Below are 17,846 nucleotides of genomic sequence, written 5' to 3'. Positions count from 1 at the left end.
TGAGCAAGGATGCCTTGAATGAGCCATCGCTACGCCCTCATGTTCACGCCAATTGCCTGGGCCTTGATGCTGACAAGCCTGCCAGCCGCCATGACCCTGGCGGCACCCGGCAATTGCAGCGCCCTGGGCCAGTTGCCTGCCGTGGTCGAGGTGGGCGAAGGCTTGCAACAGGAGCTGCAATCGCCGGTGCCAATCACCCGCCTGGCGATTGGCGACCCGAAGATCGCGGATGTGCGCGTCAATGGTGACCGTCATTTCCTGCTGACCGGCGTCGCCAGCGGCGCTACCAGCCTGATGGTGTGGACTGCCTGTACCAAGGCGCCGCGCCAGAGCATGGTGTTCGTCAAGGGCAAGGCCACGTCGGCACTGACCAGTTTGTCGCGGCCACCCTCCGAAGACCCATTGCTGCCCAGCCAGGTGCAGACGGATATACGCTTTGTAGAAGTCAGCCGCACCAAGCTCAAGGAAGCCAGCACCCAGTTCCTGGGGCTGGGCAACAATTTTTTCCTCGGTAGCCCCAACCTTCTCTCCCCGGCAGAAGGTGTGTTCAAACTGCCGGTGAGTGCCGAGTCTTTCAATGTCGGTTTTGGCGGCGGTCGTGTCAAAGCGATGATCAACGCCCTCGAGAGCAGCGGTTTTGCCTACACCCTGGCGCGTCCCAGCCTGGTAGCGCTGAGCGGCCAGAGCGCAACCTTCCTGGCCGGCGGTGAAGTACCTATACCCGTACCCAGCGCCGGCAGTGACACCATCTCCATCGAATACAAGGAATTCGGCATTCGCCTGACCCTCACGCCGACGGTGATTGATCGCAACCGCATCACCCTCAAGGTAGCGCCGGAGGTCAGCGAGCTGGACTACAGCAACGCCGTACAGATCCAGGGCATCCAGGTGCCGGCCCTGACCGTACGGCGCACCGACACCAGCGTGTCCCTGGCCGATGGCGAAAGCTTTGTGATCAGCGGCCTGATCAGCACCAACAACCGCTCCAGCATCAGCAAGTTTCCGGGGTTGGGCGATATCCCGGTCCTGGGTGCGTTTTTCCGCGACACCAATATCCGCCGCGAAGAAAAGGAGCTGCTGATGATCGTCACGCCGCACCTGGTGCAACCGCTGGCGGCCAACGCTCAGTTGCCTTCCTTGCCCGGCGAAAAACTGCGCAACTATGACCCCAACTGGTACCGCCTGTTTTTCCTCGAAAACGGTAATTTCGACCGCCGCAGTGGACTTTCCCAATGAGCGATAGCTTGAGCCAGACGTTCCTCGCCATCACTCGCAACACCATCGACCTGGAGTGGCTGCAGGGTGCCCTGGCGCCCCTTGGCCAAGTCGTGAGCGCTGGCACCGGCAGCCTGGACGAGCTGCTGGCGCTGGTCGACGTGACCTTTGCCAACCTGGTCTTCATCGGCCTGGACCGTGAAAACCTGGTGGCCCAGAGTGCGCTGATCGAAGGCGCCCTGGAAGCCAAGCCGATGCTCGCCGTGGTCGCCCTGGGCGACGGCATGGACAACCAGTTGGTACTCAACGCCATGCGGGCGGGCGCCCGGGATTTCGTCGCCTACGGATCACGCTCCAGCGAAGTGGCCGGCCTGGTGCGCCGCTTGAGCAAGCGCCTGCCGACCATCACCCCCAGTGCACATTTGGGCGGCCTGACCGTTCTGTTTGGCACCCAAAGCAACGCGGACGGCGCGATGCTGGCGACTCACCTGGCCCTGGTGGTGCAAAAAAGCGGCCAGCAGACCCTGCTGCTGGATCTGGGCCTGCCACGCAGCGACAGCCTGGCGCTGCTGGGACTGGAGAGCACCTTCAACTTCGGTGACGCGTTGCGGCATTTGCGCCGCCTCGATACCACGCTGATCAACAGCGCCTTTACCACAACCGTGGATGGCCTGCGCATCCTGGCGTATGCCACCGGCGACGAACCGCTGAAACTGACCAGCGCCGCCGAGCTGTACATGCTGCTCAGCGCACTGCGCCAGCACTTCCAGCACATCGTCGTGAACCTTACCGGGCAACCGGACAGCGACGCACTGCGCACCTTTGTCGGCCACTGCGACAAACTGCTGTGGTGCACCGACCAGAACGTACTGGACTGTCGCCGCAACCTCGCGGTGCTCAATCGCTGGCGCGACAAAGGCATGAAACTCGACCACGCCAGGCTGGTGGTCGACCGTTATATCAAGTCCTGCGTACCAGACACCGACACCCTGGAAAAAAGCTACGGCCTTGAGTGCATCGCCGTGCTGCCGCTGAGCGCCGAACTGCGCCTGAACGTAAAGAACCAGGGCCAGACCCTGTTTGCCCTGGCCCCACGTGAAGCGTTGAGCCAGGCCGTGCGCACCTTGGGCGAACGCTTGGCGAAACGCTCCGAGGGCTTGGAAAAACCATCAATGCGTTGGTTCGAACGCATCCTGGGGACGGTGCGATGAACGGCGAGAAACTCTTCGGCGGCCCGGCCCGCAACGGCGGCAACACGGATCACGATGGCTTGAAGCTGGTGCTGCATCGCTACATCATCGACGCTATCGAGGAGTCGGGTAAGAACCTGCTTGAAGACACGCGCCAATCCCTGGCGCAATTTGTCGTCGACAAGGTGTCCGAGTACATCACGCGCATGCGCCTGGCGATCTCGCGCTATGAGATGGAACGCCTGGCCGAAGAGATCGTCGACGAACTTACCGGTTTCGGCCCGCTGGAGGTGCTGCTGCGCGACCCTTCGGTCACCGAAATCCTGGTCAATGGGCCGCACCGGGTGTTTATCGAACGTGAGGGCCTGCTGCATCAGAGTGACCTGCGTTTTATCGACGACCATCACGTGGAGCGCGTGATGCAACGCATCCTCGCGCCGTTGGGCCGGCGCCTGGACGAATCCTCGCCGATGGTCGATGCACGCCTGCCTGACGGTAGCCGGGTCAACGCGATCATCCCGCCGATTGCCCTGGATGGGCCATGCCTGTCAATCCGCAAGTTCCGCAAGGACATGCTCAAGAGCAGCGACCTGGTTGCCATGCAGACCATCGACCAGAGCATCTTCGAGTTTTTCCAGGAAGCCGTCGGCAGGCGCTGCAATATCCTCATCAGCGGCGGCACCGGCACCGGCAAGACTACGTTGCTCAATATTCTCAGCCAGTTGATCAATCCCCACGAGCGTCTGGTGACCATCGAAGACGTTGCCGAATTGCAACTGGGGCATCCCCATGTGGTGCGCCTGGAAACCCGCCCGCCCAATGCCGAGGGCCACGGTGAGGTCAGGTCCAGCGACCTGATTCGCAACGCCCTGCGGATGCGCCCGGACCGCATCATCCTGGGGGAAATCCGTGGCGTGGAAGTGCTCGACGTAATGACGGCCATGAACACCGGCCACGACGGTTCCATGAGCACCGTGCACGCCAACAATGCCCAGGATGCGTTGCTGCGCCTGGAAACCCTGGTGGGCCTGACCGGCCGCGTGATCGCGGAAAAAACCCTGCGCCAGATGATCTGCGCCGCGCTGGATGTGGTGATCCAGCTGACGCGCATGCCCGATGGCCGTCGTTGCGTGAGCGAGGTGGTGGAAGTGGTCGGTGTGCGCGATGACGTGTATGTCACCAATACCCTGTTCCGGCTGGACCGGCGCACCGGCGTCGGTTTCCTGCGAGAAGCCATCAACCCGGCCGGCGATAAGTTGCGCCGCGCCACAGCCATGCCGCTGTAGGGAGCGCCTGATGACCGGACCTGTATTGCTGCTGGTTTGCCTATTGCTGATCGGTCTGTCGTTCTGGCTGTTTCAGCATGGCCTGCGCAAGGCCCGGACCAGTCGCGTGCTGGAGCGCCTCGGCGATGGCCAACCCGAGGCACAGGAGCAGCCCGGCACCTGGACCGGCCTTGAGCGCATGTTTCTGCGCGCCGGGCTGGGCAAACCCAAGGAACGCCTCGGCCTGTGGCTGAGCGCGTGGGTGGTCGGCGCCCTGCTGGGCTACTTGGTCGCCGACGGGCTGGGCCTGGTGTTGATGGCCCTGGGCCCGCCCCTGGCATTGCGTGCCTATATCGCCTGGCGTTACCAGCAGCGGGTGCAACGTATGGTCGAGCAACTGCCGCAGTTGTTGGACCATAGCGTACGCAGCCTCAAATCCGGCCGCACCCTGGCCGACGCGGTATTGGGCGGTATCGAGAGCGTGGAAAACCCGCTCAAGCACGCCATGGGCCGCATGCAGCGCAACGTGCGCCTGGGGGTGAGCCTGCCGGATTCGGCCAGCGACTTCGCCGAATTCTACGAACAGGACGAGTTCCGCCTGTTCGCCCTTGGCCTGAAGGTCAACCACCGCTACGGCGGCAACGCCAGCGAACTGCTGGAAAACCTGATCAAGATGATCCGCGAGCGGGACCAGGGCGCCCGGCAACTCAAGGCGATGACGGGCGAGACCCGCATGACGGCCTACGTGCTGGGCGGTTTGCCGATCCTGATCGTGGGCTACTTCATCATGGTCAACCCTGGCTACTTGATGACCATGTGGAACGACGACACGGGGCGCTCCCTGCTGTTCGGCGCACTGGCGATGGACCTGACGGGCACCTTTGCCATGTGGCGCATGCTGAGGAGTGTGTGAGATGGCCCTGATGGTCAGCCTGTTGCTGGCACTCGCCGCCATGGTACTGGTGGGCGGGCAATGGCTCGAACATCGCCGTCGTGATCGCCGGGTCGTTGAGCGCTTGCAAGGGCGCAGCGCCAGCGATGACAAACTTGGCACGTTCATGCGCCAACTGGGCGCAAGCACGCTGGCCCAGCGCTCAGTCAGCCTGGATAACGAGACCCAGGTCCTGCTCAACCGGGTCGGTTGGCGCAAGGCCAGCCAGCGCTCGCTGTTTGCCGCCTTCCAGATCGGCGTGCCTGTCGCGGCGATGGGCCTGACCCTGCTCGGCCAGCAACTACTTTTCCCTCACGCCAGTCCCGCCTGGATTGCCCCGGCGGTCGCCCTGGGCATCGGCTACCTGTTGCCAAAACGCGTGCTCGCCGCTGCCGCCAAATTCCGCCAGCAGCGCATCGCCAAGGAAATCTCAACCTTCATTCCGCTGCTGCGCATCCTGTTCGAGTCGGGCATGGCGATTGAACAATCCCTGCGCGTGATGGCCAACGAAGCCCAGCGCTTGCTTCCAGACCTGACCCACGAATTGCGCCTGATCCTGGCACGCGTCGACTCCGGCCTGGAACTGAGCGAAGAACTGGGCAAGACCGCGCGCATATTGGAGGTGGATGAGTTCACCGACACCTGCATCATCCTCCAGCAATTGATCCAGCAGGGGGGTGGCGCGATGAAATCCCTGCTGACGCTCAAGCAATTGCTCGACGACCGGCGCCTGACCCGCATGCAGGAATACATCTCGAAAATGTCGGCCAAAATGTCGGTGGTGATGATGGTGTTCCTGTTTCCCGCCTTGCTGATCGTGCTCGGCGGCCCCGCCTTTATCGGCATCGCCCGCGCCTTGAGCCAATTCTGAGGACCACCTTGATGAAACCACTGATTGCCGGCCTGACCCTGCTGATGCTCGGCGGATGCGCCACCAACGGCCACACCCCATGGGCCGCGTTGACCGCGCCGGGCAGTTGCGCCAAACCCAGTGCGGAGCAGGAACTGACGCTGAACCTGTCCGATGACCTGGCCAACGAGGGCAAGCTGCACGCCAGCCTGGCCAACCTGCAGAACCTGCCCGACAGCTTGCCCCAGGTGCGCCAGCGCCAGGCCCGTAACTTTCGCTTGCTGGGCCGCAGTGAGGCCGAACCCTTGTATCGCAGCCTGCTGGGTACTTGCATGACCGCCGAAGGCGAACATGGGCTGGGGCAACTGGCAGCGGCCAAGGGCGACCACCCACAGGCGATGGCTCACCTGCAAAGGGCCGCGCGCCTGGCGCCCACCGATGAAAAAATCCGCAATGACCTGGGCGTGGTGTACCTCAACCAATTGCGCCTGGAAGACGCGCGCTTTGAGTTCATGACGGCTATCGAGCTCAAACAGGGCGACACGCTGGCTGCGGTCAACCTGGTGACCTTGCTGATTTATCAGGATGACTGGGGGCAAGCGGCCAGAGTGGTCAGCCAGCTGGGCTTGAACCCCGGCCAGGTCACCGAGGCACAGGCCCGCGCGGCCCGGCTCAAGCACTCAGCCAGGACCGCGCGCAACGTCGCGACGGCCGCCGATACCCTGCCGGTGAGTATCAAGTAAGGAGTCGATGATGAAAGCCCATTACGTTGTGTGTCTGGCGCTGTTGCCATTGAGCGCCTCGGCTATTCCACCGGGGCCTTCGTCCCCGCAGCAGGCCGAAACGGAAAACTGGATGGCGTTGCAGGTCGATGGGCGGGCAGCCTCGCCGACACCGCAGAGCACCACCCCGGCAGAAAAGGAGCAGGCATTGCAGCGTTGGCTGGACAGTCACAAGCACCCGATTCCGGAGTTCTTTGAAACCAAGTCGGAGGCGGGCGGCAAGAGCCAGTGAACCCCGTGCGTCAGTGCGCACTCACCTGCTGGCGCATCGGCGAGTGGCTTGGCGACAACGCCAGCGCCAACTGGGTGCGGTTGTGCATATGGGTCAGGCGCAACACCTGGGACACATACAGTTTGACGGTGTTTTCGGTGATGCCCAATTCGCAGGCGATCTGGTAATTGGTCTGGCCCTTGCCTACCAGCCACGCCACCTCCATCTGACGGGGTGACAGCTGGTTGAAGATGGATGGAACCTGCGCCGCTCCGGCGTCTTGCCGCCCCTCGCCGTCAGCCACCTGCAGCGGGCCGCGCCGTACCTTGTCGAGGTCCTGGTACAAGTCATTGATGGATTCGGAAAGGTACTGCAGTTTCTGGTTCAAGTGCCCCAGTTGCAGCTCCTTTTGCCGCTCTTCCAGCGCCGCTTCCTGGCGCTGCAGGCCCTCGAGCAACTCATCTAGGTTGATCGGCTTCTGGTAGTAATCCGAAATGCCCGCGCGCAGGGCCTTGATCACGTCCTGTTTGTCAGCACGCCCGGTGAGCATGATGGCCTCGAACGCACGCTGCTTGCCGGCGATCTTCTGCATCGACTGCACCAGCTCGATCCCATCCATGTCCGGCATGTGCAGGTCGCACAGCACCAGGCCGACCTCGGCGTCCTCGCTGAAACGCTGCAAGGCCTGGCGGCTGGATTCGCACGGGACGCAGTGGTAGCCACTGCTTTCGAGGAACTCGCAAAGCTCCTCAACGATAATCGGTTGGTCATCGACCACCAGCACTTTTACAGCCGATTTCAGCTTGTTCACACGCGACTCCATGCCTGGCAAGCCAAAAGACTGACCTATCCGTTTGGACGAAGAATCCTATACATCCGTTCCATAAACGTAGACCTACTTTCCGACTCTGTACATAGCAATAGAGGCATTGTGCGACTAAAGGGTCCATACCCCATACAGCACAAAACCCGCGAATAAAAACGCGGCGAAAGGCTGCTTGGCAGGCGGGCCTTGCACCCGATCAGCAGCGCGCGGACCGAGCTGTTGACGAACGACCAACCAGCCGACCAGGGTGATGGCGGCACCGATCAGCGACCACAACACATGATCCACCGTGGTGGCCAGGCCCAGCGCCGCGAGCAGCTTCACGTCGCCCGCACCGAAGCGGTCCAGCGCATAGCCCGGCAGGGTCAACAGCAGCGCCAGGGCAAACGCCAAGAGACCGGCGCTCGCCGGCGCGCCCAGCCAGGTGACACCTGTGCACAACAGGTATAACAGCGCCAGCAACGCCACGCCCAGGGTCAAGCCATTGGCGATCTGTCGCCGGCGAATATCCTGCACCGCACAGACTCCCAGCCAGATCACTATCACTACGCCATGAATCACGTAAAAAACGTTCCTTTTCGCTGAATGATTCTATGCTGATATCGAGTCGTAGACGTCAGGGTAGACGCAGTCATGAAAACAGGCCTGCCGGCAAAGCAAAAAGGGGCTGCGGCGATCGAGTTCGCCTTGGTCTTCGGGATCTTTTTTGCGGTGTTCTATGGCTTGATCAGCTTCAGCCTGCCGCTGCTGTTGATGCAGTCGTTCAACCAGGCGGCGGCCGAGGCCGTGCGCCAGGCCATGGCGGTAGACCCGGTAGCGGCAGGATCGGCCTACCCCACCCTTGTCACCCAGCGGGCGAAAGATGCGGTAGCGGCGCAATTGAGCTGGATCCCCGCCAACTTCCAGTTCCAGCCGTCCTTCATCAGCGCCACCTACACCGGCACCACGCTGACTGTCACGATCAAATACCCCTCCTCCAACCTCTACTCCGTATTCCCGGCGCTGGTGGTGCCAGGCATTGGCACTGTACCGAACCTGCCGACCAACCTTTCGGCCAGCTCGAGTCTTCAGTTTTGACTGCGGGGAATAATTTCTTCGAGCGCCTGCGGGGCCGTGTCGGCACCCAGGCCTTCGAGGCGCCCACTGTCCCTGCGGCAGGGCTGCGCGTGTTATTGGATCATCAAGGCCATGTGGTGGACATCAGCGGCACACTGCGTTCGCAACTCGCCATGCCCGTCGCGGGTGAAGCACGGCCGCTGCTGCGGGAGTTGCTGTGCGCAAGCAGTGCCTTGAGTATCGAAGGCAGCCCTGCCGACTGGCAACGCCATACCCTGGACCTGGACTTCCAGGGCTCTGCCGGCCAGGTCCTGCCCACCCGTGGCTGGGTCGAGCCGGAGGGCGACCGCTGGGTGCTGCACCTGCTGGACATCGGCGACTTGCTCGCCGGCCGCCACCTGGCTGAACAGCGCGAGCAGAACCACCAACTCGCCTGCAGGATGAGCGAACAGTTGCGAGTGTGCAGCCTGAGTCGCCTGCCCGAGACGTTCAACGAGCAACTGCGCAGCCTGGCCCAACGTTGGCGTATCCCCTGTGTGGCCCTGGCATTGCTCGATGAAGCCAACCAGGGTTGGCGGATCTACAGCCAATACACCGCTCACGACGCCCCGGGCTTGTGGCAAACCGGCCAACATCTGGGGGCCAGCCTGGACAGTGTCAACGGCAACGCGCTCCTGAGCCTGGCCCACGGGCGCATTGACAACCCCCGCCTGCAGAGCATTTTCGGCGATATCGACGGTTTGCTGGTGCCCTACCGTGACAGCCAGGGCGTGGCAGCCTGGTTGCTCTGCGGTTTCTACGGCGGCGAACCGCACACCCGCGAACGTGACTGGCTGGACCTCACCGCCGCACTCGCCGCCCCGCTGCTGAGCCGCCTGCGCGAACAACGCAGCCATCAGCAACTGGAGCGCATGGAGGCCCTGCAAGAACTGCTCGGCACCGGCTGGTGGGAACTGCTGCCCGCCACCCAGGAGATCCAGCTCGCCCCCCAGTTGCTGCATAGCCTGGGCCAGGAACACGGCGCCACGCGCCAGGCACTGGCCCTCTGGCTGGAGCTGATCCACCCCGCTGATCGCCAGGAACTGCTCAGCCACCTGCAAGACCTGCAGGCACTGGACAAACCCCTGCTGACCAGCGTGCGCCTGCCAGGCAGTGACGCGGACCACACGCCCATCTGGTATCGCGTGCAGGGCCAGGTACTGGGCGTGGGCGACAACCGGCGCTGGGTCGGTTTCATGCTCAACATCAGCGACATCAAGAACCAGCAACTGCAAGCCGCCGCCGCCCATGCACGCCTGGATAACCTGATCGCCAGTTCACCGGCGGTGATCTACGTGCAGCGCTATGTCGGCGGCGCGCTGCACCCGGCGTTTTTCAGCGACAGCCTGTTGCCGCTGCTGGGCTGGAGCCTGGCCGATTGCAGCCACGACGGCCTGGCCTCGTTGATCCATCCCGAAGACCGTGAGTTGTACTTCCAACGCACCCGTCAATTACTACGCGAAGGGAATGTACGCAGCCGCTACCGGGTGCGCGACACCCGCGGCGACTACCATTGGCTGCTCGACGAGGCCAAGCTGCTGCGCGATGACCTGGGCCTGCCGGTGGAGGCCGTGGGGCTATGGCTCGATGTGACCGACGCGACCCTGGCCGCCGAACAGGTCAGGCAGAGCGAAGAGCGCTACCGCATCCTGGTGGAAGACTCGCCGGCAATGATCTGCCGTTATCGCCCGGACCTGACCCTGACGTTTGGCAACACGCCGCTGGCCAACTACCTGGAGTGCTTGCCCGCGCAACTGCCGGGGCGGCAATTGGACGCGTGGCTGTCGGATGAACAGCGCCAGGCATTTATCCAACGCATCCGCCGACTGACCCCCGAGTTTCCGGTGAGCACCGCCGAAATCAGCCTGCAGCTGCCCGGGCGCGAACATGCCTGGTGGGTATGGTCCGACCGTGGTGTGTTTGATGAACTAGGTCAACTGGTGGAGGTGCAGGCCGTGGGCCGCGACAACACCGAAGTGCGTCGCTCCCAGCAGCAACTGACCCAGAGCGCCAAGATGGCGACCCTCGGCGAAATGGCCACGGGCCTGGCCCATGAGATCAACCAGCCGCTGAACGTGATGCGCATGGCGATCGTCAATGTGCTCAAGCGCCTGGCCAACGGCGACGCGCAGATCGACTACCTCACCGAAAAACTCAAGCGCATCGACACCCAAGTGCAACGCGCGGCGAGGGTGGTGGACCATATGCGCGTGTTTGGCCGCCGTTCGGAAATCGAACAGCAACCGTTCGACCCAGCGCAAGCCGTGGAAGGGACCATATCGCTGCTGAGTGAGGGCCTGCGCGGCAAAGGCGTGGACCTGCGCATCACACCTGCAGACTTCAGGGTGCAGGTCAAAGGTCATGTCGACCAGCTTGAGCAGGTGTTGATCAACCTGATGGTCAACGCCCGCGATGCGCTATTGAGCCAGCGCGAAACAGCCGCGCAATTGCGCCCCTGGATTGCACTGCACTGCGAGCACGACAGCCGGCATGTGCGCATCTGGGTCGAGGACAACGGTGGCGGCATCGACCCACGATTATTGGAGAGGATTTTCGAGCCGTTTTTTACCACCAAGCCGATTGGGGTGGGGACCGGCCTGGGGCTGTCGGTAAGCTACGGGATCGTGGAAAACATGGGTGGGCGCTTGAGCGTGATCAATGGCGAGGAAGGCGCACGGTTTTGTGTGGAACTGCCGGTGGTTCAGATCACCAGGTAGGCGCGGCCCATCTGACACGTCAGGTTGGCGCCGACTTCGGCGTTGCCCAGGTTGATGCCCAGGGCCGGGAGCAGCGTGTTGACAATGGGGTCGAGCAGCGGTGACAGGACGTCCTGGACAAGGGTGACCACCGCGCTGGTGATGGTAGCCAGGGCCGTCGTAACAGTGCCGTTCGCCGCACCGGGTGTGCTGCCGCTGGGCGGTACGTAGGTAACCTGCAGGCCGCTCAGGGTTGCTCCCAGGCTATTGACGATATTGGCGGTGCCGGTTGGACTTTTGTAGGTCGGCGCGGCATTCATATCGGCGACCGGTAAAAACAGCAACGAGCTGGTCTGCGCTGCCACGGTAGACAACGCCTTCACATTCAAACCACCGCCTACACCCGCTGTACGCGTGCCGCATATCAGCGACAGCACAATGCAGTAGCGCTGGCCAAAATCGATCAGCCTGACCGGCTGCACGGTGACTGGCGCCGATGATGAAAACGCGGTGGCAGGGTCGACATAGCCCACGCCCAAGGTAGCCATGGCGGTGGTGGCCTGCACCGTTAGCGACTTTGTGGCCGGCGTGGCACAGCTGTAGTCCGTCACTTGGCTCTGCGCACTGGCCGCTTCGATGTAGATGGACAGTGATTGCGTGATATCCACGTCGGTGACGTTACACGCCACCAGGCACAACACGCCGCCCACCACTGCCGGGATGTTCAGGTTCAACAGGCCGCCGACCACCTTCGACACCGGTGTCGCCAACCCGGTCAGGATTGATGAAACCCCCGACACCAGCTTGATGATCGGCGCATCCACCGTAACCAATGTGCGCACTTGCGCGGTTCGGACAACAATCTGATCCGTCTGCGGGTTATTCAGAAGCCCCGCCTTGGCCTTCGCCGGATTACCGATCGCCGACAATTGCGGCGGCTCGATGACTTTGGTCTGGATCGAGACATTGCCCACCAGGGGAATATTCACCTGAGCGGCCGCACTCACCGCACTCTTGCTATTGGACAGCTGTGCAACGGCCTCCAGCAATTGAAACAACTGCACATTGGTATTCAACGCCGCGGCCGGTGTTCCGCTGGCAACCTTCAGCAGGTCTGCGACTTTCAGCAGCTGGGTATTGGGCGCGATGGCTTTCAATGAAATCACATCGTTGATGACCGCCGTCGCCACCGCGCCGTTTTTTTGCAGCACCTTTACCGCGGCATCGATCAACTGGTTGGCGGATACGGCGGTGTTGAGCAGCGCATCGTAGTCACCCGCCGTCACGTTCAGCTCAATCGCCAACTGATCCAGGTAGCCGAGCAGGTTGACGTTCGTCGCCAGCAAGCCATTCCAGCCCGCCGCCGTCAGCGACAGGCTGCCGCCCAACAGGTTGCCAATGACCATGTTCAATAGCGGGGACTTCGCCGAATCCACCGTCGCCAGGTTGCTGCGAATCGTCAGTTGCGCCACTGGCGGCGCGTACGCGGCCACGGCGGTGGCACCCAGGGTCATCTGGGTGGACGCCGGCGTACCGCTGAACATATTCCAGATACCGGTGGCGACGCTGGTTACTACGCTGCGCGTCGCCACTACCCGAATGGCCTCGTTTTTGCTGGCGTCGGCGCTGAATACGCGGATGTTGCCGGCATTGGTCGTCAATGTGCCGCAGGTCACGGCCAGGCCACGACTGCTGTCGCCGGCAACCACGGTGAAGCCGTTGCGCGCGGCGTTCTGCACGGCATAGTCGTTGGCGCTGGTGGTCGGGCTGCACAGGCCACCACGCCCGGCGGCCTCCAGGGCGGCGGTGTCGGCAATGGACTGCAGCTTGCGCTTTTCCAGGTAGAGGCGGCCGCTGTCCACCGCCAGCAGCAGGAACACCAGCGCTAACGCCAGGGTGCCCGCTGCCATCAAGCCAATCGCACCACGCTGCCTGCAACCGAGTCGGGGAGACATCAGGCACTCCTTAGCGCTTACTCTCCGTGTTGCCGTGGAGTGTAGACAAGGCTTGGCAGGTGCGCCGGCCGGTCGCTGCAAACGGTCAGTGCGGTGGGTAGCTGGAGAGGATGCGGGTCACCGTCGTGCGAATCGCGTTATTACGATCCTGCGGGTTGGGCGTGCTGCTCATCATCTGTTCATCACTGCCGCGCCACACCAGCTTGCCGTCCTTGCCGTCGAGCAGGTCGATCTGGATGGTCGCCACCTTGTAGGTGATGTTGCGTGTTTCGTTGTACATCGGCGCGCCCCAATAGCCGTTCCACGGGCCACCCCAGGCGCCGCCATAGTTGGTGGTGACTTGTTGCTGGCGGTCTTCGACGATCAGGTAGGCCTGCACGTTCAGGTCAGCCCGGGTGCCTGCGGCTGCCGGGCGCAGGCCGCGCTGGTCAAGCTGTTCACCCACGGCCTGGCGGATGCGTTGTTCGGTGAGGTCGCTCTTGATCCGCGGATCATCGGGGCGGTATTGCAGCGCCGGGTCTTTCCAGGCCCAGTTGCGGTAGGCGCCGAAGTCGCGGCTGGCATCAAAATCGTGGTTGACCTGGCTGGTCTGGCAACCGCCCAGCAGCACAACAAAAGCTAGCGTAGCGATACGACGAAACATGGTTGATCTCCAAAGAGCGACCCGGGCTTTAGATGAGAATAGCTGTTAACTCGGAGGATACGCCGTCATCGCCTTTTGCACGGCCTGGCGCAACGCATCCGCACGCTCGCTGAGGCTGCCCTGGCTGCCGGTTTCCGCACTGGCACTCCACACCGGCTGGCCGCTGCGGGCGTCGAACAGATTGACGCGCACCACCACCACTTGAACCTCATAGGTGCGCACAATCGGCACCGAGTTGTACATGCCGTAGCCCGGGCCGTAGCGGTTATAGCCGCCGTATCCGTAGCCGTAATCGTCCCGGACCTGCTTGAGACGCTTCTCCAGGCGCACATCGGCGCTCACCAGCAGGTCCGCCGGGCGGTTGTCGTGCAAGGGCCGCAGGCCGCGCTGGTCGAGGGCACCGCTGACCGCTTCGGCGACCTGCGCCGAGTCCGCCCAGGCCGTGCCGGCCGGGAGCTGGCCGTTGCGCCAGGCCCAATTGCGGTAGGCGCCGTAGTCGCGCACCGGCGCCGGGTAGGCGCTGGCATCGAAGGTCGTGGCCGCCTGCGCGGGCGCCGGTGGCATGGGCGCAGAAGCCGCCACATAAGGGTTAGGGCTGGAGCAGGCGCCCAGCCCGAGGGATAACAGGATCAAACAGAGACGACGCATTTCGACCTCCGCAGACTGGGCCGTTTATACCGGACGGCAGATCCAGTGCAAATAACGCCCAAGTCCGGCAAAGCTTGGGTGACGACGGTGAGCGAGCTCCATCTCTACAAGGTCCTTCAAGTCGGCGCGGGCCTGGAATTCCACCGGCATATAGTCGTGGAATACCCGCACGCCACTTTGGCTTTCGACCTGCCAAAGCCCTTCGAGTTGCGCCGCCAATTCCCGCGGGTCGAGGGGCTGTTGTGGGGTCAGGCTCTGCTTTTCGCCGGCCATGTCGTTCTTGCGCATCTTGCGGAAATGGCCTTTGAGCAGGTTGCGATAAATCAGTGCATCGCGGTTGTAGAAAGCCAGCGACAACCAGCCGCCGGGCAGCGTCAGCTGGTGCAGCACCGGCAGGATACCGTGGGGTTCGGCCAGCCATTCCAGCACGGCATGGCACAGCACCAGGTCGTAGGGCTCGGTGAGCTGGCCGAGCAGATCTTGCCAGGGCGCATGAATGAAGGTGGCGCTCTGTCCGGCTTCGGCGAAGCGCTGGCGCGCGCCTTCGAGCATCGGCTCGGCGGGTTCGGCCAGGGTCACCTGATGGCCGCGCTCGGCCAGCCACAGCGACATATGCCCCAGGCCCGCGCCGATATCCAGCACGCGCAACGGACGCTCCGGCAGGGCCTCAGCCAGGTCGGCCTGGAGCACAGCCAGGCGAATCGCGCCTTTTGCGCCACCGTAGATTTTCTCGGCGAAGCGCGTGGCCAATTGGTCGAAATGCCGGTCACTCATGGGCAAACCGCCGCTCGCTGTCGGCCAGTTTGGCGCGCACCACCTCGTTCATGTCCAGGCCCAGCTCGCTGCACAGCAACAGCAGGTACAGCACGATATCGCCCACTTCCTGGCCGGCGTGGGCAAGTTTGTCGGCGGGTAACTGGCGGGACTGGTCTTCGGTGAGCCACTGGAAGATTTCCACCAGTTCGGCCATTTCCACGCTGGCGGCCATGGCCAGGTTCTTCGGGCTGTGGAATGGCTTCCAGTCGTTGGTATCGCGGATGCGGTGCAGACGTTCGGTGAGGTGTTCGAGGTTCATGGGGGGCTCCTGAATGGGTATAGCTTCAGGGGGATGGAGAGTGAAGGCAAGTGAATAGCGGCGGTGCGACGATTCGACTTGCCCCTGATGAGGCCCTAATCCACCACGCTGAATTCGAGCCGGGCGGTCTGGCCGGCTGCGTCGAGGACGCTGAGTTGGTAGCGGCCCAAGCGCTCGAAACTGGCATTGATGCTGTCCTGGTTGGCGCTGTCGCCCAGGGGGGCGCCGTTGAGGAACCACCAGCGCCGGCCGCTGCCGCCCAGGGCGGAAAGCTTGAGGCGCAGGGTTTGCTGACTGGCGGCGGGCAGGCGCAGTTGGTCGCCTTCGCGCACGCCGACAATCGACAGCGGCGAAGACGCCGCCAGCGCCGGTGGCGGGCAGTCGGGGTCGGCGGCGGGAATCCGCGCCTCACGGCGCTCGATCCTGGGCAACCATGGCTCCAGGGGCGCGGGCCACAAGGCGATATTTTTAGACACAGCGCCAGGGCAATGGGCATCCACCCTCAAGCCCTTGGCGTTGACCCAGACGCTTTCCATCAAACCGACGCTCAACGGCTGATCCAGCGCCTGCAAGGTCGGCGGCGTGGTGTTGTCCAGGGTCCAGGCAAAGCGCTGGCGGCGGCAATTCGGATCGCTGCGGTTCATGGGCTGGCCCAGCGGCCAACAGATCGCCGCCACGCCGACATTGGTCGGCACCGCCACCACCTGCGCGCTGATGCCGCGCTGGCTGTCGCGATTGGTCAGCACGTCATGCACCTGCAACATCAGCGGCGCCGCCGAGGCCAAACCGAACTGCCCCGGCACCGGCGTGCCGTCCGGGCGACCGATCCACACACCGATCAAATAGCGCGGCCCCACGCCAATCGCCCAGGCATCGCGAAAACCGTAGCTGGTCCCGGTTTTCCAGGCCAGGACCGGGCGCTGCACCAGCTCGGCACGCGGGTCGCGATCAGGCCGCGCCTGGCCACTGAGGATGCGCCGAATAATCCAGGCGGACCCTGGCGACAGCAAGGGCCGCTCTCTCAGCGTATCGTCCGGCTGTAATCGAAGGGTGGCGCTCCTGCCGTCGCGGGCAAAGGCGCTGTAGCCGCTGACCAGATCCTCCAGGCGGCTGCCCGCGCCGCCGAGGATCAGCGCCAGGTTGGGCTCGGCCAACGCCGGCAGGGCCAATGGCACGCCGCCGATGCGCATCTGCGCGGCAAACCGCTTGGGCCCGTAGGCTTCCAGCAACTGCACCGCCGGCAGGTTCAGCGAACTGGACAGCGCCGTGCTCGCCGGCACTGCGCCGGTAAAGCCCATGGAAAAGTTGCCCGGCCGATAATCGCCATAACGCCGGGGCACGTCCTGCAACAGCGATTCGGAGTGAATCAGGCCCTCGTCCAGGGCCATGCCATACAGGAACGGCTTCAAGGTAGAGCCCGGCGAACGCAGCGCGCTGATCATGTCCACGTGGCCAAAGCGCTTGGCGTCGTTGATGTCCACTGACCCCAGGTAAGCGCGCACGGCCATGTTTTCTTCTTCCACCACCAGGATCGCGGCCGAGGTGTATTCCGGCAACCGCGCACGCCAGCCCAACAACAGGTCTTCAAGACGGCGTTGCAGGGTGGCATCCAGCGTGGTGCGAATCAGCGGCGGGCTGTCCGGACGGTTAAGGCGGCGGGCAAGCAGCGGCGCCAGGCTCGGCTCCAGGCGCGGGGCGAGCAGCAACGGCTCCTCCAGCGCTTCGTCGACGGCCGCTTGTGGCCACACCTGGAACTCGGCGAGGCGGCGCAGTACTTTGTCGCGGGCCTCCTGGGCGCGCTGCGGGTGGCGATCCGGGCGCAGGCGGCTCGGCGCCTGGGGCAATACCGCGAGCAAAGCGGCTTCGGCGTGGGTCAGTTGCGCCGGGGACTTGCCCAGGTACGCCCAGCTGGCGGCCGCCACGCCCTGCAACGTGCCGCCGAACGGTGCGCGGTTCAGGTACAGGTTGAGAATCTGTTCCTTGGACAGGTGCCACTCCAACTGCGCCGTGCGCCACAGTTGGCGCAACTTGCCGTGGAAGGTCCGCGAGTGAGGATCCAGCAGACGCGCCACCTGCATCGACAACGTACTGCCACCCGACACCACCCGCGCGCCCGTCAGGTTCTGCCACGTCGCCCGCACCAGCGCCAACGGGTTAACACCGGGATGCTGATAGAACCAGCGGTCTTCGTAGGTGAGCAGTGCATCGAGGTAATACGGCGACACTTCGCTGGTTTGCACCGGGTAACGCCACACACCGTTGGCATCGGCAAACCGCCACAACGGCGTGCCATCCTCGGCCAGCACTACCCGCGCCAGGTCGTCCCTGGGCAACGGCAACGGCCAGATACGATCGGCCAGCCACAGCAGGGCAATCATCAAGACCAGGATCGCCAGGGTCCAGCGGACAAGTAAACGCAAATTCAAGCGGGCAAACCTCTATGCTTGTAGGGAACTAGCCTGTT

General features: G+C 63.5%; 17 protein-coding genes. 9 read left to right on the top strand and 8 right to left on the bottom strand.

Features of this window, described 5'->3' with window-relative positions; translation table 11 throughout:
- Nucleotides 1-18: 18 nt before the first annotated feature.
- The 7 genes from Q8X51_RS22685 to Q8X51_RS22655 are packed head-to-tail and all read left to right on the top strand — an operon-like array spanning nt 19 to nt 6,465.
- Complete coding sequence (locus Q8X51_RS22685) at nt 19-1,236, top strand: type II and III secretion system protein family protein (protein WP_065947177.1); 1,218 nt, start codon at nt 19-21, stop codon at nt 1,234-1,236.
- On the top strand, nt 1,233-2,426 hold the full coding sequence (locus Q8X51_RS22680) for a pilus assembly protein (RefSeq protein WP_065947176.1): 1,194 nt from the start codon (nt 1,233-1,235) through the stop codon (nt 2,424-2,426). Before Q8X51_RS22685 ends, Q8X51_RS22680 begins: the two co-directional genes overlap by 4 nt.
- Nucleotides 2,423-3,691 (top strand): CpaF family protein, encoded by a 1,269-nt coding sequence (locus tag Q8X51_RS22675; protein WP_407693614.1) that lies wholly within the window; start codon nt 2,423-2,425, stop codon nt 3,689-3,691. Before Q8X51_RS22680 ends, Q8X51_RS22675 begins: the two co-directional genes overlap by 4 nt.
- A 10-nt stretch (nt 3,692-3,701) precedes the next feature.
- Nucleotides 3,702-4,583 carry a type II secretion system F family protein gene (locus Q8X51_RS22670; RefSeq protein WP_092489526.1) on the top strand — a complete coding sequence of 294 codons (882 nt, stop codon included), beginning with the start codon at nt 3,702-3,704 and terminating at the stop codon, nt 4,581-4,583.
- A 1-nt stretch (nt 4,584) separates the two neighbouring features.
- Nucleotides 4,585-5,472, top strand: coding sequence for a type II secretion system F family protein (locus Q8X51_RS22665; protein WP_027607974.1), 888 nt, complete (start codon nt 4,585-4,587; stop codon nt 5,470-5,472).
- Nucleotides 5,473-5,483: 11 nt separating this feature from the next.
- The gene (locus Q8X51_RS22660) at nt 5,484-6,194 is read left to right on the top strand and encodes a tetratricopeptide repeat protein (RefSeq protein WP_065947173.1); all 711 of its coding nucleotides are present in this window, start codon (nt 5,484-5,486) and stop codon (nt 6,192-6,194) included.
- Nucleotides 6,195-6,204: 10 nt separating this feature from the next.
- Entirely contained in the window at nt 6,205-6,465 is a 261-nt protein-coding gene (locus Q8X51_RS22655; RefSeq protein WP_027607976.1) for a DUF3613 domain-containing protein, read from the top strand.
- A 10-nt stretch (nt 6,466-6,475) separates the two neighbouring features.
- On the opposite strand, the gene Q8X51_RS22650 is transcribed toward Q8X51_RS22655, so the two are convergent.
- Nucleotides 6,476-7,255 (bottom strand): response regulator, encoded by a 780-nt coding sequence (locus Q8X51_RS22650; RefSeq protein WP_407693613.1) that lies wholly within the window; start codon nt 7,253-7,255, stop codon nt 6,476-6,478.
- Nucleotides 7,256-7,381: 126 nt separating this feature from the next.
- Entirely contained in the window at nt 7,382-7,831 is a 450-nt protein-coding gene (locus Q8X51_RS22645) for a prepilin peptidase (protein WP_407693612.1), read from the bottom strand.
- A gap of 72 nt (nt 7,832-7,903) precedes the next feature.
- On the opposite strand from Q8X51_RS22645, the gene Q8X51_RS22640 reads away from it, so the two are divergent.
- Both Q8X51_RS22640 and Q8X51_RS22635 read left to right on the top strand, forming a co-directional pair.
- On the top strand, nt 7,904-8,347 hold the full coding sequence (locus Q8X51_RS22640) for a TadE/TadG family type IV pilus assembly protein (RefSeq protein WP_065925547.1): 444 nt from the start codon (nt 7,904-7,906) through the stop codon (nt 8,345-8,347).
- Nucleotides 8,344-11,082 (top strand): PAS domain-containing sensor histidine kinase, encoded by a 2,739-nt coding sequence (locus tag Q8X51_RS22635; protein ID WP_323146916.1) that lies wholly within the window; start codon nt 8,344-8,346, stop codon nt 11,080-11,082. The genes Q8X51_RS22640 and Q8X51_RS22635 overlap by 4 nt, the downstream gene beginning before the upstream one ends.
- Here the strand turns inward: Q8X51_RS22635 and Q8X51_RS22630 are convergent.
- The 6 genes from Q8X51_RS22630 to pbpC all read right to left on the bottom strand — a co-directional run bounded on the left by Q8X51_RS22630 (nt 11,067) and on the right by pbpC (nt 17,808).
- Nucleotides 11,067-13,016, bottom strand: a complete 1,950-nt coding sequence (locus Q8X51_RS22630; protein ID WP_330215411.1) for a pilus assembly protein TadG-related protein — start codon at nt 13,014-13,016, stop codon at nt 11,067-11,069. The two genes, Q8X51_RS22635 and Q8X51_RS22630, sit on opposite strands and share 16 nt — an antisense overlap.
- Nucleotides 13,017-13,101: 85 nt before the next feature.
- The gene (locus Q8X51_RS22625) at nt 13,102-13,659 is read right to left on the bottom strand and encodes a DUF4136 domain-containing protein (RefSeq protein WP_065925550.1); all 558 of its coding nucleotides are present in this window, start codon (nt 13,657-13,659) and stop codon (nt 13,102-13,104) included.
- 45 nt (nt 13,660-13,704) lie between these two features.
- Entirely contained in the window at nt 13,705-14,307 is a 603-nt protein-coding gene (locus Q8X51_RS22620; RefSeq protein ID WP_065947169.1) for a DUF4136 domain-containing protein, read from the bottom strand.
- Nucleotides 14,308-14,331: 24 nt separating this feature from the next.
- Nucleotides 14,332-15,081: a methyltransferase domain-containing protein gene (locus Q8X51_RS22615; RefSeq protein ID WP_065947168.1), complete on the bottom strand. Its 750-nt coding sequence runs from the start codon at nt 15,079-15,081 to the stop codon at nt 14,332-14,334.
- On the bottom strand, nt 15,074-15,382 hold the full coding sequence (locus tag Q8X51_RS22610; RefSeq protein ID WP_058423592.1) for a MazG-like family protein: 309 nt from the start codon (nt 15,380-15,382) through the stop codon (nt 15,074-15,076). Before Q8X51_RS22610 ends, Q8X51_RS22615 begins: the two co-directional genes overlap by 8 nt.
- 95 nt (nt 15,383-15,477) lie before the next feature.
- Complete coding sequence (gene pbpC / locus Q8X51_RS22605) at nt 15,478-17,808, bottom strand: peptidoglycan glycosyltransferase PbpC (protein WP_407693611.1); 2,331 nt, start codon at nt 17,806-17,808, stop codon at nt 15,478-15,480.
- Nucleotides 17,809-17,846: the final 38 nt, after the last annotated feature.

This window comes from Pseudomonas sp. Yb2C2 (assembly GCF_052112325.1).
Classification (GTDB): Bacteria; Pseudomonadota; Gammaproteobacteria; order Pseudomonadales; family Pseudomonadaceae; genus Aquipseudomonas; species Aquipseudomonas marginalis.
This window is presented reverse-complemented; position numbering and strand designations above follow the sequence as displayed.

Bases quoted from the DNA above. Each gene is read 5' to 3' on its own strand.
- Q8X51_RS22685 (WP_065947177.1), top strand. From the start codon at position 19: ATGAGCCATCGCTACGCCCTCATGTTCACGCCAATTGCCTGGGCCTTG.
- Q8X51_RS22640 (WP_065925547.1), top strand. From the start codon at position 7,904: ATGAAAACAGGCCTGCCGGCAAAGCAAAAAGGGGCTGCGGCGATCGAG.
- Q8X51_RS22620 (WP_065947169.1), bottom strand. From the start codon at position 14,307: ATGCGTCGTCTCTGTTTGATCCTGTTATCCCTCGGGCTGGGCGCCTGC.
- Q8X51_RS22670 (WP_092489526.1), top strand. From the start codon at position 3,702: ATGACCGGACCTGTATTGCTGCTGGTTTGCCTATTGCTGATCGGTCTG.
- Q8X51_RS22660 (WP_065947173.1), top strand. From the start codon at position 5,484: ATGAAACCACTGATTGCCGGCCTGACCCTGCTGATGCTCGGCGGATGC.
- Q8X51_RS22610 (WP_058423592.1), bottom strand. From the start codon at position 15,382: ATGAACCTCGAACACCTCACCGAACGTCTGCACCGCATCCGCGATACC.
- Q8X51_RS22630 (WP_330215411.1), bottom strand. From the start codon at position 13,016: ATGTCTCCCCGACTCGGTTGCAGGCAGCGTGGTGCGATTGGCTTGATG.
- Q8X51_RS22625 (WP_065925550.1), bottom strand. From the start codon at position 13,659: ATGTTTCGTCGTATCGCTACGCTAGCTTTTGTTGTGCTGCTGGGCGGT.
- Q8X51_RS22655 (WP_027607976.1), top strand. From the start codon at position 6,205: ATGAAAGCCCATTACGTTGTGTGTCTGGCGCTGTTGCCATTGAGCGCC.
- Q8X51_RS22675 (WP_407693614.1), top strand. From the start codon at position 2,423: ATGAACGGCGAGAAACTCTTCGGCGGCCCGGCCCGCAACGGCGGCAAC.
- Q8X51_RS22680 (WP_065947176.1), top strand. From the start codon at position 1,233: ATGAGCGATAGCTTGAGCCAGACGTTCCTCGCCATCACTCGCAACACC.
- Q8X51_RS22615 (WP_065947168.1), bottom strand. From the start codon at position 15,081: ATGAGTGACCGGCATTTCGACCAATTGGCCACGCGCTTCGCCGAGAAA.
- Q8X51_RS22665 (WP_027607974.1), top strand. From the start codon at position 4,585: ATGGCCCTGATGGTCAGCCTGTTGCTGGCACTCGCCGCCATGGTACTG.